Raw genomic sequence first — 17,212 nt, 5'->3', positions numbered from 1 at the left:
TCGGGCATGTGGATGATCGACCCGAGCATGGTGACGGCGTCGAAACCGCGCTCGGGCAACTCCATCTGCTCGAAGTGCCCGACCCGGGTGCGCACCAGATCGGCGACGCCGCGCGCGCGGGCCTGCTCGGCGATGTAGTCGTGCTGGCGCGGCGCCGGACTGACACCCAAGGTTTCGCACCGGAATTCGCTCGCCATGAACAGGATCAGCGACCCCCAGCCGCAGCCGATGTCGAGCAGTCGCTCGCCGCCGGTCAGGCCGAGCCGGTCGGCGACGAAGCGCAGCTTGTGCCGCTGGGCCTGCTCGAGGGTGTCCTCCGGGCCGGTGTAGAGCGCCGAGGAGTACTTGCGCAGCGGATCGAGGAACTGGCCGAAGATCTCGGGGTCGAGATCGTAGTGCTGATTGGTGTCGGCGACCGCGGGCTCCCGCTCGGCCACGCCGTTGTCGGTGACGGTCACGCCGCGTCCCGACGCAGGGCGCCGTCGACGACGGTGACGACGTCATCGAGGGTGGACATGCCGAAGACCTGCTCGTCCTCGAGTTCGATGTCGTAGGCGCGCTCGATCTTGGCGACCATGCGCAGCACGCGCACCGAGTCGACGCCCGCCAGGCCGCGCAGGTCGACGTCGGGGCGCAGGTCGGTCTCGCTCAGGCCGGTCTCGGCGACGGCGATGGCGGTGATGGTGCGCAGGATCTCGTCGGGGGTGGTGGTCGCGGTCATGACGGTGCTCCGTTCGCTGAAGGGGTTGCGGGCGTTGCGGGGTCGAGCAGGGCGCGCGAGAGCCGTTCCACCTCGTCGTCGTCGAGGGTGAGCCGGTCGCGGACCGCGCGCAGGTCGAAGGGCTGGTAGGTGGCCGAGGAGTTCGCGCACAGCGCGCCCTCGGCGTCGAGGATCTCGGCCGAGGCCGCGATCAGGGTGTCCGAGCCGCCCTCGGACAGCGTCGCGACGCAGACGTAGTCGTGCTCGATCAGTAGCGGGGTGACGAACCGGGTGCGCTGGGAGACGGTGAACGCGGCCCGCTTGCGGCGCAGAACGATCAGATTGCCCATCACCTCGTCGCAGATCACGCCGGTCAGGCCGCCGTGCACGACGCCGGGGTAGGACTCGAAGGCCCGGCTCAGGCGGAACCTGGCCTGGATGCCGTCCGGGTGCGGGGTGAAGCTCAGTCGCAGTCCGCCGGGATTGTGCGGTGAGCAGCCGAAGCAGCGGTAGTCGTCGATCACCGACCACGGCACCGCGATGGTGTCGGGGTCCATCTCAGACCAGGGTGTCGGCCAGCGCGCGCCGCACCCTGGCGTTGCTGGACAGGTCGAGACCGGTCATGTTGGCGAAGGTCCGGCGCACCTTGTCGTGCAGCACGTCGATCTCGCCGTCGGCGGCGACCTTCTCCAGGAACAGGTCGAAGCCGGTGTCGATGGTCTCGTGGTCGCCGAGTTCGGTGATGCCCGCCTTGAAGGTGCTCACCGGGTGCTTGATCTTGGCCTCGGAGCTGTAGACGTAGAGCGTCTCGAGCACCGAGGGCAGCTCCTCGGGCTTTCTGCGCAGTCGCTCGGTGGCGTAGTGGATGAATTCGCGGGCGTGCCCGGCCTCGTCGCGACTGGCGTCGAGCAGCAGCTTCTTGAGCACCGGTTCCTCCACCCAACTCGACACCGCGCGGTAGATGTGGTTGACGGTGAGCTCGGAGATGATGTTGGTGGCCAGCGTCGCCGAGGGCGTGGTGCCGGGGGCGTAGGGTTCGCGCATCGAGTCGACCGCGCGCTCGTCGACCGATTCGCCGACCGCGCCCAGCCAGGCGCGGAAGGCGTAGTGGTGCTGGACTTCCTGATATCCCCACACCACCGCGAAGGTGGAGAAGTCGTAGTCGTCGACGAATTCGTTCATGAATCCGTGCACGGCGGCGATCACGTTGGACTCGCCCATCGTGGCGCTCTTGGCCAGGGTCACGTACTCGGGGCGGACCAGCGCGCGGTCGACCGCGTCCAGATCCAGGTCGGCGAGACGCCAGTGCAACCGCTCGTAGTGGCGGAACACGTCGTAACTGTGCATCGTGGCTCCCAATCGGTGAGTGCGTTATCGCGGGGTGACGAGCGGGGTGCGACCGGCGAGCAGGTCGCGGGCGGCCAGGCGCTGGAGTTTGCCGCTGCTGGTGCGCGGGATGCTGCGCGGCGCGACGACGTGCACGTCCACCGCGGCCAGTCCGAGTTCGGCGGCGATCCGGTCGCGGATGGCGCGTGCGAGGCGGTCGGCGTCCGCACCGGTGTGCTCGGATTCGGCGATCAGCGCGATGAGGTCCGCGCCGCCGGGATCGGCCGCGGCGGTGCAGCGGCCCTTGTAGACGCCGTCGAGGTCGCGCACCGCGGCTTCGACGTCCTGGGCGTAGAAGTTGTTGCCGCGCACGGTGATCATGTCCTTGCTGCGTCCGGTGACGAACAATTCGCCCGCGCGCAGGTACCCCAGGTCCCCGGTGCGCAGCCACCCGTCGGCGGTGAAGGCCGCGGCGGCGCGTTCGGGGTCGGCGCTGAGGTAGCCGCCGGTGACCGACGCGCCGCGGATCAGGATCTCGCCGACGGCGGCGTCGGGCAGTGTTTCGCCGGAGTCGGTGACCACCCGGACCTCGATGCCCGCCACAGGGCGGCCGACGCTCGCGACCGCGCGGGCGGCGGGCGCGGCGGGGTCGACAGGGACGGCGCGTTCGTCGTCGGAGAGTTTCGCGCGGTCGACCCATTCGAAGACCGGTTCGCGGTCCAGCGGCGGGAAGGTCACCGCCAGGGTGGCCTCGGCCATCCCGTACACGCCGAACATGGTGGTCGGGGCGAAGCCCGCGGGCGCGAACCGCTCGCGGAACGCGGTCACCACGGCGTGCGAGATGGGTTCGGCCCCGTTGAACGCGATCCGCCAGCGCCGCAGGTCGAAGCGGGTGACCTCCTCGGCGGGGATCGCGGCCAGCAGCGCTTCGTAGCCGAAGTTGGGCATGGCGGTGATGGTGGCGCCGCTGGCCGCGAATTCGCCGAGCCAGCGTTCGGGGTCCTTGACGAAGGCCATCGGCGACCACACGTGCGCGGGGATGCCGCGCAGCACCGCCGACAGCGTGCCGAACAGGCCCATGTCGTGGAACAGCGGCAGCCAGAAACCGCCCTGGTCCTGGAGTCCGAGGTCGATGCCGGTGCGGATGGCGGCCAGGCCCGCGGTGACGTTGGCGTGAGTGAGCAGCACGCCCTTGGGCGCGGCGGTGCTGCCGGAGGTGAACTGCACGATCGCGGCGTCGGCGCCGTCGAGGTCGGGCAGCGGCGGCGCGTCGGGGTCGGGATCGGCGGTGAAGGTCCCGGTGTCGAGCATCTCCACGTCGACGGTGTCGTTCAGCGCGGTGGTGAGGTCGGCGAAGCGGGGGGAGACCAGAATGGTGTTCATGGCGGCCGCTTCGGTGATCGCGGCCAGTTTCGCCGGGTAGGCGGCGGCCTGACCCGCGCCCGCGGGCAGCGGCAGCGGGGTGGCGGCGCCGCCCGCGGCCACGACCGCGAACAGGGCGATGAGGAATTCCGGGGCGTTGGGGCACAGGATGCCGATCGGCTCGCCGCGGCGGATGCCGCGTCGCACCAGTTCGGCGGCCATGGATCGGGCCGCCCGGTCGAGTTCGCGATAGCTCAGGGATTCGCCCACCGACCAGAACCGCGCGTGCACCAAGGGGTGCTGCGCGGCGACCCGGGCGAGCAGGCCGTGCAGTGTTTCCGCCGAATCCGCAGAATTCATGATTTCCACGACAACAGCGAATTGTGTCCGGATCGCAAACACATCGTGAATTGAACGGTGCGATCCGAATCCGCGATCACACCATTGTTCCGAGCGATCGAGTAATTCTGCTATGGCGCGATCGAAAAGGTGAATGATCACTGCGTCGCGGCCGGTTGCTGGCACGATTGGTCTCGAAATCGCTGCGCCACAAGCATTCCCGTACAGCCCCGGTGCGCGTTTTCCGACCGTTGTGTTTCCGAGGGAGTTGCCGGTGATTTCCGACCATTCCGCGAGTACGGAGCCGACTCCCGTGCAAATCGCCGTCCTGGAGAGCGTGGCGCCGCATATGCGGCACAACCCGTACGACAGCTATCGGATATTGCGCGAGGCCGGAGCATTCGTACCGGGGCCGCACGATACGCACCTGGTGACCCGGCACGCGCAGGCCCAGGCGATCATGGGCGACCCGCGCTGGAGCCACGCCGAGGAGCCCGAACTGCTGCACGCCGACAGCGAGGTGGAACTGCCGGGTTCGTTCCTCTGGATGGAACCGCCCGAGCACACCCGCCTGCGCGGTCTGGTCGGCAAGGCGTTCACCGCCCGCACCGTCGCCGGACTGCGCGCGAGCGCCGAGACGCTGGTGGCCGACCTGTTGGACCGGGTGCTCGACCAGGGCGAGGTGGAACTGCTCGACGCGCTGGCCTACCCGCTGCCGCTGCGCATGGTCTGCGATCTGCTCGGCGTGCCGCGCGAGGCCCACGACCACGTGCGCGCCATGTCGGCGGGCATCGCGCGCGGCCTCGACCCGGATCTGTTGCTCGCGCCCGAGGAACTGGCCGCGCGCACCACCGCCGTGCACGACTTCCTGGAATTCTTCGGCGATCTGGTGGACCAGCGCCGCCGGGTCCCGCGCGCGGACCTGATCACCGGCCTGGTGCAGGCCGAGGAGGCGGGCGCGCGGATGACGCGCACCGAACTGCTCGGCACCCTGCTCATCCTGGTGGTCGCCGGACACGAGACCACCGTGAACCTGATCGGCAACGGGGTACTCGCGCTGATCCGCGATCCCGAGCAGTTCCACCGATTGCGCGCCGACCCCGCGCTGTGCGAACCGGCCGTCGACGAGGTGCTGCGCTACGACGCCCCCGTACACCTGACCACCCGCACCGCGCACGCCGAGATCACCGTCGGCGACCGGACCTTCGCCGAGGGCGAGGCGGTGATCGTGCTGCTGGCCTCGGCCAACCGCGATCCGCGCGCATTCCCCGACGCCGACCGGTTCGACGTCGCCCGCTACGCGGGCGGCGCGCGCCCGGAACGTCACCTGTCCTTCGGGCTGGGCCTGCACTACTGCCTCGGCGCGCCGTTGGCGCGGTTGGAGATGTCGGTCGTGCTGCGCGCCCTGGCCGCGCGGGTCGAGTCGATGACCCTGCTCGAAACACCGCCGTACCGCCCGAACGTGGTCGTGCGCGGCATGTCCGAACTCCGCGTCCGAATGGAGCCCCGATGAGCACCGCAGTCCCGACCGGCGTGAGTTTCGACGCCTTCGAACCGCGTCACCGCGCCGACCCGTACCCGGCCTACCGCCGGGTGCGCGACGCGTCGGCGCTGTTCCCGTACGCCTTCGGTGACGTGCCGGTCACCCTGATCACCCGGTACGAGGAGTGCGCGCAGGTGCTGACCGGCGCGGACTGGGGCCACGGCTACGGCGCGGGCATCAGCCCGTTCCGCGACACCACCGCGGCGATCCCCGGTTCGTTCGTGCGGATGGACCCGCCCGAGCACGCCCGCTACCGCCGCTACGTGGCCAAGGCGTTCTCGCCGTCGGTGATGAGCGAGCTGGCCCCCCGGCGGGCCGAGTGGTCGACGATCTGCTCGATCACGCGCTGGCCCGCGGCGAATTCGACGTGCTCGAGGATCTGGCGGTGCCGCTGGCGGTGGCGATGGTCCCGGTGCGCCTGCTCGGCGCCGACCCCGCCGACGCCGAGCATTTCCGGAACTGGCAGTTGGCGATCGCGCGCGGCAGCGACCCCGATTCGCTGCTCACCGAGGCCGACGTGGCGGCGCGCACCGCCGCGGGCATGGAGTGCATGGGCTACTTCGCGCGCCTGCTCGGCCGCAAGAAGGACGCGCCGGGCAACGACCTGCTGGGGGAGTTGATCGCCGCCTCACGCGAGGAGGGCGGACTCACCGAACCCGAGGTCGTCGGCATCTCGCTGCTGACCCTGGTGGCGGGCATGGAGACCTCGATCAACCTGATCGCGAGCGGACTGCTGGCCCTGCTGCGGCACCCGGAGCAGGTGGCGCTGCTGCGCGCCCGGTCGGAACTGCTCGGACCCGCGATCGAGGAGATGCTGCGCTACGACGCGCCCACCCAGTTCACCATCCGGGTCGCGTTGCGGGACACGGTGCTCGGCGGCGTCGAGTTCCGCCGCGGCGACGGCGTGGTCGTGCTGACCGCCTCGGCCAGTCGTGACGACCGGGTCTTCGAGGACGCCGACGACTTCGTCCTCACCCGCTACGAGGGCAACCGGCCCGCGCGCCGTCATCTGGGTTTCAGCCTGGGCGTGCACTTCTGCGTCGGCGCGCCGTTGGCCCGCATCGAGGCGGTGGCCGCGCTGCGGGCACTGCTCGAACGCACCTCGGACCTGCGCCTGGTCCGAGAGCAGGTCGACTACCGGCCGAGTCTGATCCATCGCGGGATCGCCGCCCTTCCGGTGACGGTCGTGCGATGAGCGCGGGGCACGCCGTCGTCCTCGGCGCGGGTTTCGCCGGAATGCTCAGCGCCCGTGTGCTTTCCGAGCACTTCACCCGGGTGACGCTGGTCGAGCGGGACGCCCTCGACGGCGCGGTCATGCGGCGCGGGGTACCGCAGGCCCGGCACCTGCACGGGCTGCTCGACCGTGGTCGCACCATCCTCGAGGACCTGCACCCCGGTTTCACCGCGCAGGCCGCCGCGGCGGGCGCGGCCACCGCCGAGGCCCTGATCGGCACCCGCTGGTACCTGAGCGGGCTGCGGGTGCGGCCCACCGAAACCGGGCTCACCTCGCTGATGGCGACCCGCCCGCTGCTCGAGTCGCTGCTGCGCGAGCGCACCCTCGCCGCGTCGAATATCGCACTGCTCGAACAACATACGGCGCGCGGACTGATCGGTTCGGCGGACCGGGTCGGCGGTGTGATCCTCGCGCACGAAGACGTCGAGCGGACCCTCGAGGCCGATCTGGTCATCGACGCCACCGGACGCGCCTCGCGGACCCCGGACTGGCTGCGCGCGCTCGGCGCGACCGCGCCCGCCGAAGACCGGGTGGAGGTCGACCTCGGCTACTCCTCGCGGTTCTACCGGCGCACCCCCGACCACCTGGACGGCCAGTCCTCGGTGATCGTGTCCACCGGCCCGAACGGGCGCGGCGGCGGCGCGATCCGGGTCGAGGGCGACCGGTGGCACGTCACGCTGGCGGGCATGCTGGGCGATCACCCGCCGACCGATCCGGCGGAGTTCACCGCGTTCGCCGCGACCATCGCCGCCCCCGACATCCACCGCATCATCACCACCGCCGAACCGCTGAGCGAGCCCGTCCCGCACCGGTTCCGGTACGCGACGCGCAGACGGTTCGAGCGGGGCGCGGCCGCCGCGCCCGCGGGCTTCCTGGCCTTGGGCGACGCGGTGTGCGGCTTCAATCCGCTCTACGCCCAGGGCATGACGGTCGCCGCGCAGCAGGCGCAGGTGCTGCGCGAATGCCTCGACGGCGGCCTGGACGGCCTGCCCGCCCGGTTCTACACCCGCGCCGCCCGGGTGCTCGACGTCGCCTGGTCGATGTCGACCGGGTCGGACCTGCGCTACCCCGGCGTCGTCGGCGCCCGCACCGCGCGGATCCGGATGACCAACGCCTACGTCGGCGCGGCCCACCGCGCCGCGCACACCGACCCCGCCATCGCGCGAGCCTTCCTGCGCGTGGCCAACCTCGTCGACCCGCCCGCCGCGCTGCTGCGGCCCGCGGCGGCGAGCCGAATCCTGCTGCCCGGCAGGCGCAACCACCGATGAACAGCACGATCGAACAGGAGGAACAGCCGGTATGACACCCGATACGACGGTCGTCGCGGATTCCAGCGCCGCGATCGAGGACGCCATCGCCAAAGTGTTCGGCCCCGACGGCCGGGCCGACCCGTACACCCCCGCGCGCGTGCTGCGCGAGGCGGGACCGGTGCACCGGACCCCGCTGGGGCACCGGGTGCTGACCCGGTACGAGGACTGCGCCGCGGTGCTGTCCACCACGGCGTGGAGCCACGCCGAGGAGGCAGGGATGATGCATCCCACCGTCTCCCCGCAGGACGCGCCCGAGGAATTGCCCACCTCGTTCCTGTGGATGGAGCCGCCGGACCACACCCGCCTGCGCAATCTGGTCACCAAGGGGTTCACCCCCCGCATGGTGACCCGGTTGCGCCCGCGCATCGAACAGCTCACCGAACAACTGGTCGACAACGCGCTCGAGGCGGGCGATTTCGACCTGGTCGAGATGATCGCCTACCCGCTGCCGCTGATCATCGCTTGCGAACTGATCGGCGTGCCGGAGGAGGCCTACGGCACGGTGCACCAGTGGTCGCAGGACCTGGCGCGCGGTTTCGACCACGACTACACCCTGCCGCCCGAGGCACTGAAGGCCCGCAGCGCGGCCTCGCGCGGGTTCATGGGCTACTTCCGCGAACTGTTGGACGAGCGCCGCGTGGACCCGAAAGACGATCTGCTCAGCGCGCTGTCGCAGGTCGAGGATCGCGGTGACGTGCTCACCGAGCAGGAACTGCTGGCCACCTGCATCACCACCTTCGTCGCGGGCCACGAGACCACGGCGAATCTGATCGGCACCGGGATGCTGCGCCTGATGCGCAACCCGGACCAGATCCAGGCGCTGCGCGACCGGCCGGGCCTGACCGAGTACGCGCCCGACGAACTGCTGCGCCTGGACCCCTCCGTGCAGATCACCACCAGGGCGGCGACGCGGCCGATCACGGTGGCCGGGCACGATTTCGAACAGGGCGAGGGCGTGGTGATCCTGATCAACTCGGCCAACCACGACGACGCGGCGTTCACCGACTCCGACAACCTCGACGTCGCGCGCTACGCCGACCGCAAGAACTCGCCGAACAAGCACCTGGGCTTCAGCCTCGGCATCCACTACTGCCTCGGCGCGCCGCTGGCGTTGCTGGAGATGGAAATCCTGCTGGACACGGTGCTGCGCAAGGTGGGCACCGTCGAATTGCGCGACGAAGCGCCCACGTTCAAACCCAACGTCGTCATCCGCGGCCTGGACGCTCTGCCGACCACGTTCAAGGCCTGACCACAGTCGCCTTCCAGGTAGCTGGACCGAGCCCGTACCACAGTGCGCCATCCCGTCGAGCCGGGTTAACCCATCGGCAACGGAGTGGGCAGGTGCTGTGCGGGCTCGGTTCATGCTCGGTTACTTGGCGAAGCTAGCGTGTCGGGTACCCGGAAGGAGTCGGCATGGAGTTCCGACATCTGGTCTCGTTCATAGCGATCGCCGAAGAGCTGCACTTCGGCCGCGCAGCGCAGCGCTTGCATCTGACGCAGCCCAGCCTCAGCACACAGTTGCAGAAGTTGGAGAAATCGCTCGGGGTACAACTCGTCTCGCGCAACTCGCACGAGGTGAAGCTCACACCGGCGGGATACGAGTTCGAAAGCCAGGCTCGACTGATCGTGGCCCAGATGGAACGTGCCGCGAAATTGGCCAAGGCCACGGCGGCGGGCCGGGCCGGGGCGCTGAACATCGGGTACAACCTCCCGGCCAGCAGACATGTGCTGCCGGACGCACTCGAGCGCATGACCAGAAGACACCCCGACATCGTGGTGTCGTTGTGGGAGAAGCGCACCGGGCCGCAGTTGGCGGCACTGGCCGACGGATCACTGGACGTGGCACTGGTCTACGGTCATCCCGGTACCACCGAATACCGGTATCGCCGTCTGCTGCACCGCGTTCCGCTGGTCGCCGTGGTCGGCCGCAGGCATCGCTGGGCCGACCGGCCCGGGGTGCCCTTCGCCGAACTCGACGCCCAGGAATGCGTGCTGTTCGCCAGGGAACAGTGTCCGGCGATGTACGACACCATTTTCCAGGCGGCGGCCGACAAACGGATCTCGCTGCAAGTGGTCCAGACGGCCGACGATCCCGGTGCGACGGCGCACATGGTCTCGGTGCGGCCGCTGGTCGGCTTCGCCTCGCTGCCGCGCGCGGTGTCGATGGGCATGGGCGCCCCCGACAGCAGCACGGTGGCGGTGAAGTTGTTCGATCCGGTCCCCACCCTGGACCTCTACGCGGTGTGGACCGCCGCGGAAACCAATCCCGCGGTATCCCTGTTCCTGGAATGCATAGAATCCGTCGAACCCCCACGGCTCAATATTGCTCGGGTCGCAAGCGCGTGACCACCTCGATAGGAATCCCCATTCGCACGGGCCGCAAGGACATATAGCGCGGGACATCGCCGACGGTCGTTGGAAACAATCATGACCGTGATAACTGTCTCGATCACCGAAAACGGATCAGATCTACCGGACGACGCCGGTTTGTACTCGGTGATATCCGCTGCGGCAGCGCGGTATCCGGAACGGAATTCCCTCTGCGCCGCGGAGGGCACGCCGCTCACCTGCGCCGAGGTCGACGCGTCCGTGCGGGCGCTGGCCTCGGCGCTGCTGGCGCGCGGGGTCGCGGCGGGCGACCGGGTCGCGGTGCTCGGGCGGACCACACTGGAGTGGGCCCTGCTCGACTGCGCGATCCTGGCCGTCGGCGCGGTCCTGGTGCCGATCTACCCGACATCGTCGTCGGTGCAGATCAAGCACATCCTCACCGACAGCGGCAGCGCCCATTTCGCCGGTGAACTCGACGACGACGTCGAGCGACTGGTGTCGGCGGGCGCGAGCGGGGTGTGGACCTTCGGCGAGATCGCCACCTGGACGAGCACGCCGGAAGCACCCGAGTTGGCCGACCGCGTCGCCGCGGTCCGCGCCGACGACCTGGCCATGATCGTGTACACCAGCGGCACCACCGGAGTTGCCAAGGGCTGCATGATCACCCACCGCAACATGTACGTGTCCTCGGCCAACACCGTGCGCCAGACCGGGTCGACCTTCGACGGCGTCACGGTGCTGGCGTTGCCGTTGGCCCACGTCTTCGGACAGACGATCCTGTTCGCCTGCCTGGTGGGCGCGGCGCGGACCCACCTGCTGCCGGGGATCCCGGATCTGGTGCCCGCACTGCCGCGGTTGCGCCCGACCTTTCTGGCGATGATTCCCTACGGCCTGGAGAAGATCCGCAAGTTCTGCCGCACGGTGATCGACGCCGACACCGAAGTCGCGGCGGTCGCGAAGGGGCTGGAACTGCTGGGCTCGGGCACCGCGCCGGAGTTGACCGACAACCCGGTCAGCGCCGCGCTCGGCGGCCGGTTGGCGCACGTGATCTGCGGCGGCGCCTCGCTCGACGATTCCACCGCGGGCTTCTACGCCGGGTTCGGCGTGGTGATCCTGAACTGCTACGGCCTCACCGAGGCGGCCACCGCGGTCACGGTCAACGCGCCCGAGACCAACCGCCTGGCCACCACCGGCAGGCCGATCCCGGGTACTTCGGTCGGCATCGCCGACGACGGCGAGGTGCTGGTGCGCGGCCCGCACGTGAGCCCGGGCTACTGGGGCGCGGCGGCCGAGGTGAAGGTGGTCGACGCCGAAGGGTGGCTGCACACCGGCGATCTCGGCGAACTCGACGCGGACGGGTTCCTGATCATCACCGGCCGCAAGAAGGAGATCCTGGTCACCTCCGGCGGCAAGAACGTCGCGCCGACGCCGCTCGAGGACCGGGTTCGCCTGCATCCGTTGGTGAGCAACTGCATCGTCATCGGCGACGCCAGGCCCTTCGTCACCGCGTTGGTGACGCTGGACCCGCCGCAGGTCGAGCGCTGGCGGGCGAACAACCCCGACGCCGATCCGGCCGAAGCGATCCAGACCGCCGTGGACGAGGCGAATTCGCTGGTTTCGCGCGCCGAATCGATTCGGGCATTTCGGATCGTCGAGGGTGATTTCACCGTCGACAACGGATTGATCACCGGCTCCCGCAAACTCCGCAGAGCCGCCATCGCCACCGCCTATTCCGACGACATCGATCAGCTCTACGTAGCCCGCGGGTGAACCGCGGATAAATTCTCGGCTCGATTGTCGAGACCGATCGGCCGATGAATTACGGCCGGCCGCACTGGTTCGGTCCGGTCGGCGGCGACAGACTCGAAATGTCATTCGAACAACGAAAGTGATGCCACACATGTACGACGTCATTGTTGTCGGAACACGCGTCGCGGGCGCCCCGCTGGCCATGCTGCTGGCCCGTCGCGGCTACCGGGTGCTCGCGGTCGATCGGACCACCTTCCCGAGCGACACCATCTCCACCCACTACATCCACCAGGCCGGTCTGAGCCTGCTGAACTCGTGGGGACTGCTGGACAAGGTCGTGGCCACCGGAGTCCCGCCCATCCGGCAGCTCAACTTCACCTACACCGACATCGAGATCCGCGGCATGGCCGACCCGTCGGCCGACGGCATCGACGCGGTGTACTGCCCGCGCCGCACCGTGCTGGACAAGATCCTGGTCGAGGCCGCCGGTGACGCGGGCGTCGAGGTGATCGAGGGCTTCGCGGTCAGCGAACTGATCTTCGACGGCGACACCGTGGTCGGCATCCGCGGCAAGGCGGGCGAGGGCCCCGATCGCGAATTCCGCGCCAAGCTCGTCGTCGGCGCCGACGGCGCGAACTCGATCGTCGCCAAGCAGGTCGGCGCGCAGGAGTACGACACCTCCCGCGCCGCGGGCTTCGTCTTCTACAGCTACTACACCGGCGTCGACTGGGGCATGCAGCACCGCACCGGTTTCAACGAGCAGCAGTTCGCTGCCTGGCCGACCAACGACGACCAGTCCCTGGTCGCGATCATCCGCCCCCGCGACCGCTTCCGCGACTTCCGCGCCGACCCCGACGCCGGCATGCAGGAGATCATCGACGCGATCGATCCCGAACTCGGCGCGCGCTTCCGCGACACCGCCCGGCGGGTCGAGCCCTTCCGCCCGATGCTGTACCCGGACAACTACCGTCGGCGTTCCTTCGGTCCCGGCTGGGCCCTGGTCGGCGACGCCGGCTACCACAAGGACCCCTTCACCGGCTGGGGCATCACCGACGCCTTCAAGTACGGTCAGCTGCTGGCCGACCTCGCCCACGAGGGCCTGTCGGGCAACCGCCCGATGGCCGAGGCGCTGGCCGAGTACGAGCGCGAGCGCGACGCCCAGAGCGCCAGCACCTACGAGCTCACCCGCAGCATCTCCGAGCTGACCCTGACCCCCTACTACGACTCGGTGTTCCGGGCCACCAGCCAGAGCGAGCACTACATCAAGAAGTTCTTCGGTCTGATCGCGGGCCTGTACCCGCCGGACAAGTTCTTCGGCGAGCAGCAGTTGGCCGACCTCTACGAAGAGGTGAACTTCCCCGTGGCCGACCGCCACGTCGTCAACTCCGAAGCGGTGTCCGCGTGAGTTCCGCCGGTTTGACCGCCCTCGGCGACAGCTTCGTCGAGGGCCGGGGGGACCCGGCCTCGAGCGGCGGATACCGCGGCTGGGTGGCGCGGTTGGGCGGCCAACTCGGCCTGCGCTCGGCCGCGGTGCGCAACTACGGCGTGCACGGCGCGACCACCACGGCGGTGGTGCGCGACCAGTTGCCCGCCGCCACGGCGACGCGCGCGCACGTCTACGGCGTCGTGGTCGGCGTCAACGACCTGGTCAGCGAATTCGACCCGGATCGGTTCGCCGCCAACCTCGACACCATCTTCGGCACCCTCACCGATTCCGGCGCGACGGTGTTCACCGCCAGCTACCCGGACATCCCCGCCCGGCTCCCGGTGCCCGACGGCTTCCGCGACCTGCTGCGGGAACGGTTCGACTTCGCCAACACGATCCTGGCCCGTGTCACCGCCGACACCGGGACCGAACTGCTCGACATCGCGGCCGTTCCCGAATGGGAACGCGCCGAGGTCTGGACCGAGGACGGCCTGCACCCCAGCCCGCTCGGTCACCGACTATTCGCCGCGGGCGCGGCGGACCTGATCGCGTCGGTCACCGCGACCACGGTCGCCGCCTGACCCATTTCGCCACTCGAGAGGAACTTCCTGTGACGGACGACAGACGACTGGCACGCAACCCGATCGCCATCGTCGGGATGTCGGGCCTGCTGCCCAAGGCCCGCAATCATCGCGAGTACTGGCAGAACATCGTCGACGGCGTGGACTGCACCGAAGAGGTGCCCGCGTCGCGATGGAGCCTGGACGACTATTACGACCCGGATCCGGCGGCCGCCGACAAGACCTACTCCCGGCGTGGCGCGTTCCTGCCCGACATCGACTTCGACCCGCTGGAATTCGGTCTGCCGCCGAATCAGCTCGAGGTCACCAGCACCATGCAGACCCTGAGCCTGGGCGTGGCGCGCGATCTGCTCGCCGACGCGGGCGCGGTGGATTCGTCGTGGTACGACCCGAGCCGGACCGGCGTGGTGCTCGGCACCACCGGCCCGGTTCCCCTGATGCACCCGCTGGCGGCGCGGCTGTCCACGCCGGTGCTCGAGGAGGCCGCCCGTTCGGTGGGGCTGTCCGACGAGGACGCGAAGGCGATCTCGGCCAAGTTCGTGGCCGCCTACGCGCCCTGGGAGGAGAACTCCTTCCCGGGTCTGCTCGCCAACGTCGTCGCGGGCCGGGTCGCCAACCGACTCGGCCTCGGCGGCATCAACTGCACCGTCGACGCGGCGTGCGCGGCCTCGCTGGCCGCCATCCGCACCGCCATCGCCGAATTGCAGGACGGCCGCGCCGACATGGTGCTGACCGGCGGTGTGGACACCGAGAACACCATCTTCATCTACATGTGCTTCAGCAAGGTCGGCGCGCTCTCGCCGACCGGGCAGATCAGCCCGTTCTCCGACGCCGCCAACGGCACGCTGCTCGGCGAGGGCATCACCATGCTCGCGCTGCGCCGCCTCGAGGACGCCCGCCGCGACGGCAACCGGATCTACGCGGTCATCCGCGGCCTCGGCTCCTCGAGCGACGGTCGCGCCAAGAGCATCTACGCCCCGCGCGCCGAAGGTCAGCGTCTGGCGCTGCAACGCGCCTACGCCGACGCCGACTGCTCGCCCGGCGACGTCGAACTGTTCGAGGCGCACGCCACCGGCACCGCCGTCGGCGACAAGACCGAACTGACCGCCCTGGCGGGCGTGCTGTCGGAAGCCTCGCCAGAGCCGCGCTTCGCCGCCTTGGGCAGCGTCAAATCCCAGATCGGGCACACCAAGGGCGCGGCGGGCACCGCCAGTGTCATGAAACTCGCGCTGGCCCTGCACCAGAAGGTCTTGCCGGGCACGATCAACGTCGCCGCGCCCAACGCCGCGATCGCCGTCGAGGACGCGCCCTACTACGTCAACACCCGCACCCGCCCGTGGATCCTGGACCCGAACCGGCCGGTGCGCCGGGCCGCGGCCTCCGCGATGGGCTTCGGCGGCACCAACTTCCACCTCGTGCTCGAGGAAGCCGAGCAGGACCGCGCCGCGCACCAGGTGCTGCACCGCACCCCGCGCGCGCACCTGTGGCACGCGCCGGACGTGTCCGGACTCATCGACGCCGTGCGCAGCGTCCCCGCCGTCGACGGCGGCGAGATCCCCGAGGGACACGCCCGCCTCGGATTCGTCTCGGTGGACGACGAGAGCGCCGACCACCTGCGCGAACTGGCCGTCGACGAACTGATCCGCGACCCGGGGGCCACCGCCTGGGATCACCCCGAGGGCGTGTACTTCCGCGCCGCCGCGCTGCCGAACCGGCGGATCGGCGCGCTGTTCGCGGGTCAGGGCAGTCAGTACGTGGACATGGGCGCCGCCGCCGCACTGGACAATCCGTCCGTGGGCGCGGCCTTCGACGCCGCCAACGCCGCCTTCGCCGACGCCCCGCGCAGGCTGTCCTCGGTGCTGTTCCCGGCGCCCGCGTTCGACGAGCAGAGCCGCGCGGAGCAGGAGACCACCCTGCGCCGCACCGAATTCGCCCAGCCCGCCATCGGCGCGCTGTCGGCGGGCCAGTTCCGGGCGCTGACCGAATTCGGCCTGCGCGCCGAGGGCTACCTCGGCCACAGCTTCGGCGAACTGACCGCCCTGTGGGCCTCGGGGGCGCTCGGCGCCGAGGACTTCCATCGCCTGGCCCGCGCCCGCGGCGCGGCGATGACGCCGGCCGAAGGCGTCGACGCGGGCACCATGATGGCGCTCGGCGCCACCCGCGAGACCGTCGAGGAGATCCTCGCCGAGGTCCCCGACGTGTGGATCTGCAACCACAACGCCCCCGACCAGATCGTGGTCGGCGGCGGCGAGGACGGTATCGCCGAAGTGGGTCGGCGCTGCGCCGAACGCGCCATCGTCACCCGGCGACTGCCGGTCTCCGGCGCGTTCCACACCCCGTACGTGCGCCACGCGGTCAGCGCCTTCGGCGAGGCCGTCGCCGGCGTGCGCATCGGCGAACCCGACGCGCCCGTCTACGCCAACACCCCCGGCGTCGCCTACGGCGCGGACGAACAGCACAACCGCGCCGTACTCACCGAACAGCTCAGCAAGCCGGTCGAATTCGCGGCGGCGGTGACCGCCATGCGCGACGCGGGCATCACCGTGTTCGTGGAATTCGGCCCCAAACAGGTGCTGACCTCGCTGGTGCGCCGCACCCTCGGCGACGACGTCATCGCGATCGCCACCGACTCCGGCCCCGTCGGCGACGGCAGCCTCACGCTGACCCGCGCCGCCGTGCGCCTGGCGGTGCTCGGCGTCGAACTGCGCGAGATCAACCGCCACGGCGCGCCGCAGCCCGCCCTCGCCACCGCGTCCAAGGGGATGACGGTCCGCCTGTCGGCGCCGGAATACGTTCCGGCCGCCCGCAGCGCCGCCTACTCCGCCGCCCTGTCCGACGGGTACCGCGTCAGCGTCGCCGCACCGGCGTCCGCACCCGAACCGGTCGCCGTCGCCGCGACCCCGACGTCCACGCCCGCCCACGAACACCGAGCCCCGGAAAGGCCCCTCGTGGCTGCCACGTCCAACGGGGCGGCGCACTCCGCGCCGCCGCGCGCCGCACTGCCCGCCGACACCTACGCCGCCGACACCTATGCCGCCGACGCCCACGCCGCCGAGTCCTACGCCTCGGACAGCTACGCCTCCGACACATACGTCTCCGACACATACGCCTCGGGTAGCTACGCCTCGGAATCTGCCGCTTCGCAGCGATTCTCGACCGCGCAGGCCGAATCCGACGCCATCGACTCCGCGCTGGTCGAGCACACCCGCACGCACCGCCAGTACCTCGACGGCCAGCTCGATCTGGCGCGCGGTCTGGCCGATGCGCTCAGCGGCGGCGCGCTCGACGAGTACACCGTGCGCGCCATCGAGGCC

14 protein-coding genes are annotated in these 17,212 nt (G+C 70.2%); 9 read left to right on the top strand and 5 right to left on the bottom strand.

Annotated elements, in window-relative coordinates; all coding sequences use genetic code 11:
• The 5 genes from ON30_RS29245 to ON30_RS29225 all read right to left on the bottom strand — a co-directional run.
• The coding region (locus tag ON30_RS29245; RefSeq protein WP_245554277.1) for an SAM-dependent methyltransferase at positions 1-458 on the bottom strand (458 nt) is incomplete at its 3' end.
• Positions 455-721, bottom strand: a complete 267-nt coding sequence (locus tag ON30_RS29240) for an acyl carrier protein (RefSeq protein WP_040712557.1) — start codon at positions 719-721, stop codon at positions 455-457. The genes ON30_RS29240 and ON30_RS29245, both read right to left, overlap by 4 nt.
• Positions 718-1,257: a PaaI family thioesterase gene (locus tag ON30_RS29235; protein ID WP_040712555.1), complete on the bottom strand. Its 540-nt coding sequence runs from the start codon at positions 1,255-1,257 to the stop codon at positions 718-720. The genes ON30_RS29240 and ON30_RS29235 overlap by 4 nt, the downstream gene beginning before the upstream one ends.
• 1 nt (position 1,258) lies before the next feature.
• Entirely contained in the window at positions 1,259-2,047 is a 789-nt protein-coding gene (locus ON30_RS29230) for a ferritin-like domain-containing protein (RefSeq protein ID WP_040712553.1), read from the bottom strand.
• 24 nt (positions 2,048-2,071) lie between these two features.
• Positions 2,072-3,748: an AMP-binding protein gene (locus tag ON30_RS29225; protein WP_040712551.1), complete on the bottom strand. Its 1,677-nt coding sequence runs from the start codon at positions 3,746-3,748 to the stop codon at positions 2,072-2,074.
• Between the two features lie 292 nt (positions 3,749-4,040).
• Here ON30_RS29225 and ON30_RS29220 point away from each other — a divergent pair, with 292 nt between their 5' ends.
• The 9 genes from ON30_RS29220 to ON30_RS29180 all read left to right on the top strand — a co-directional run.
• Positions 4,041-5,240, top strand: a complete 1,200-nt coding sequence (locus ON30_RS29220) for a cytochrome P450 (RefSeq protein WP_245554276.1) — start codon at positions 4,041-4,043, stop codon at positions 5,238-5,240.
• Positions 5,241-5,589: 349 nt separating this feature from the next.
• Positions 5,590-6,465, top strand: coding sequence for a cytochrome P450 (locus tag ON30_RS29215; protein WP_245554275.1), 876 nt, complete (start codon positions 5,590-5,592; stop codon positions 6,463-6,465).
• Positions 6,462-7,772, top strand: a complete 1,311-nt coding sequence (locus ON30_RS29210) for an NAD(P)/FAD-dependent oxidoreductase (RefSeq protein ID WP_040712547.1) — start codon at positions 6,462-6,464, stop codon at positions 7,770-7,772. The genes ON30_RS29215 and ON30_RS29210 overlap by 4 nt, the downstream gene beginning before the upstream one ends.
• A gap of 31 nt (positions 7,773-7,803) precedes the next feature.
• Complete coding sequence (locus tag ON30_RS29205; RefSeq protein ID WP_040712544.1) at positions 7,804-9,063, top strand: cytochrome P450; 1,260 nt, start codon at positions 7,804-7,806, stop codon at positions 9,061-9,063.
• A gap of 164 nt (positions 9,064-9,227) precedes the next feature.
• Positions 9,228-10,160: a LysR family transcriptional regulator gene (locus ON30_RS29200; RefSeq protein WP_040712542.1), complete on the top strand. Its 933-nt coding sequence runs from the start codon at positions 9,228-9,230 to the stop codon at positions 10,158-10,160.
• Between the two features lie 81 nt (positions 10,161-10,241).
• A complete protein-coding gene (locus ON30_RS29195) occupies positions 10,242-11,912 on the top strand; it encodes an AMP-dependent synthetase/ligase (RefSeq protein WP_040712539.1) in 1,671 nt (556 codons plus the stop codon).
• A gap of 130 nt (positions 11,913-12,042) precedes the next feature.
• Complete coding sequence (locus ON30_RS29190) at positions 12,043-13,296, top strand: NAD(P)/FAD-dependent oxidoreductase (RefSeq protein ID WP_040712537.1); 1,254 nt, start codon at positions 12,043-12,045, stop codon at positions 13,294-13,296.
• On the top strand, positions 13,293-13,898 hold the full coding sequence (locus ON30_RS29185) for an SGNH/GDSL hydrolase family protein (RefSeq protein ID WP_040712535.1): 606 nt from the start codon (positions 13,293-13,295) through the stop codon (positions 13,896-13,898). The genes ON30_RS29190 and ON30_RS29185 overlap by 4 nt, the downstream gene beginning before the upstream one ends.
• Before the next feature lie 29 nt (positions 13,899-13,927).
• Positions 13,928-17,212, top strand: a 3,285-nt coding sequence (locus tag ON30_RS29180; protein ID WP_281004762.1) for a beta-ketoacyl synthase N-terminal-like domain-containing protein, incomplete at its 3' end; no start/stop codon positions are given.

It is taken from the genome of Nocardia takedensis NBRC 100417 (assembly GCF_000308695.1).
Lineage (GTDB): Bacteria > Actinomycetota > Actinomycetes > Mycobacteriales > Mycobacteriaceae > Nocardia > Nocardia takedensis.
The sequence above is the reverse complement of the archived record's forward strand: the minus strand, read 5'-3'. Positions and strand labels throughout refer to the sequence as shown.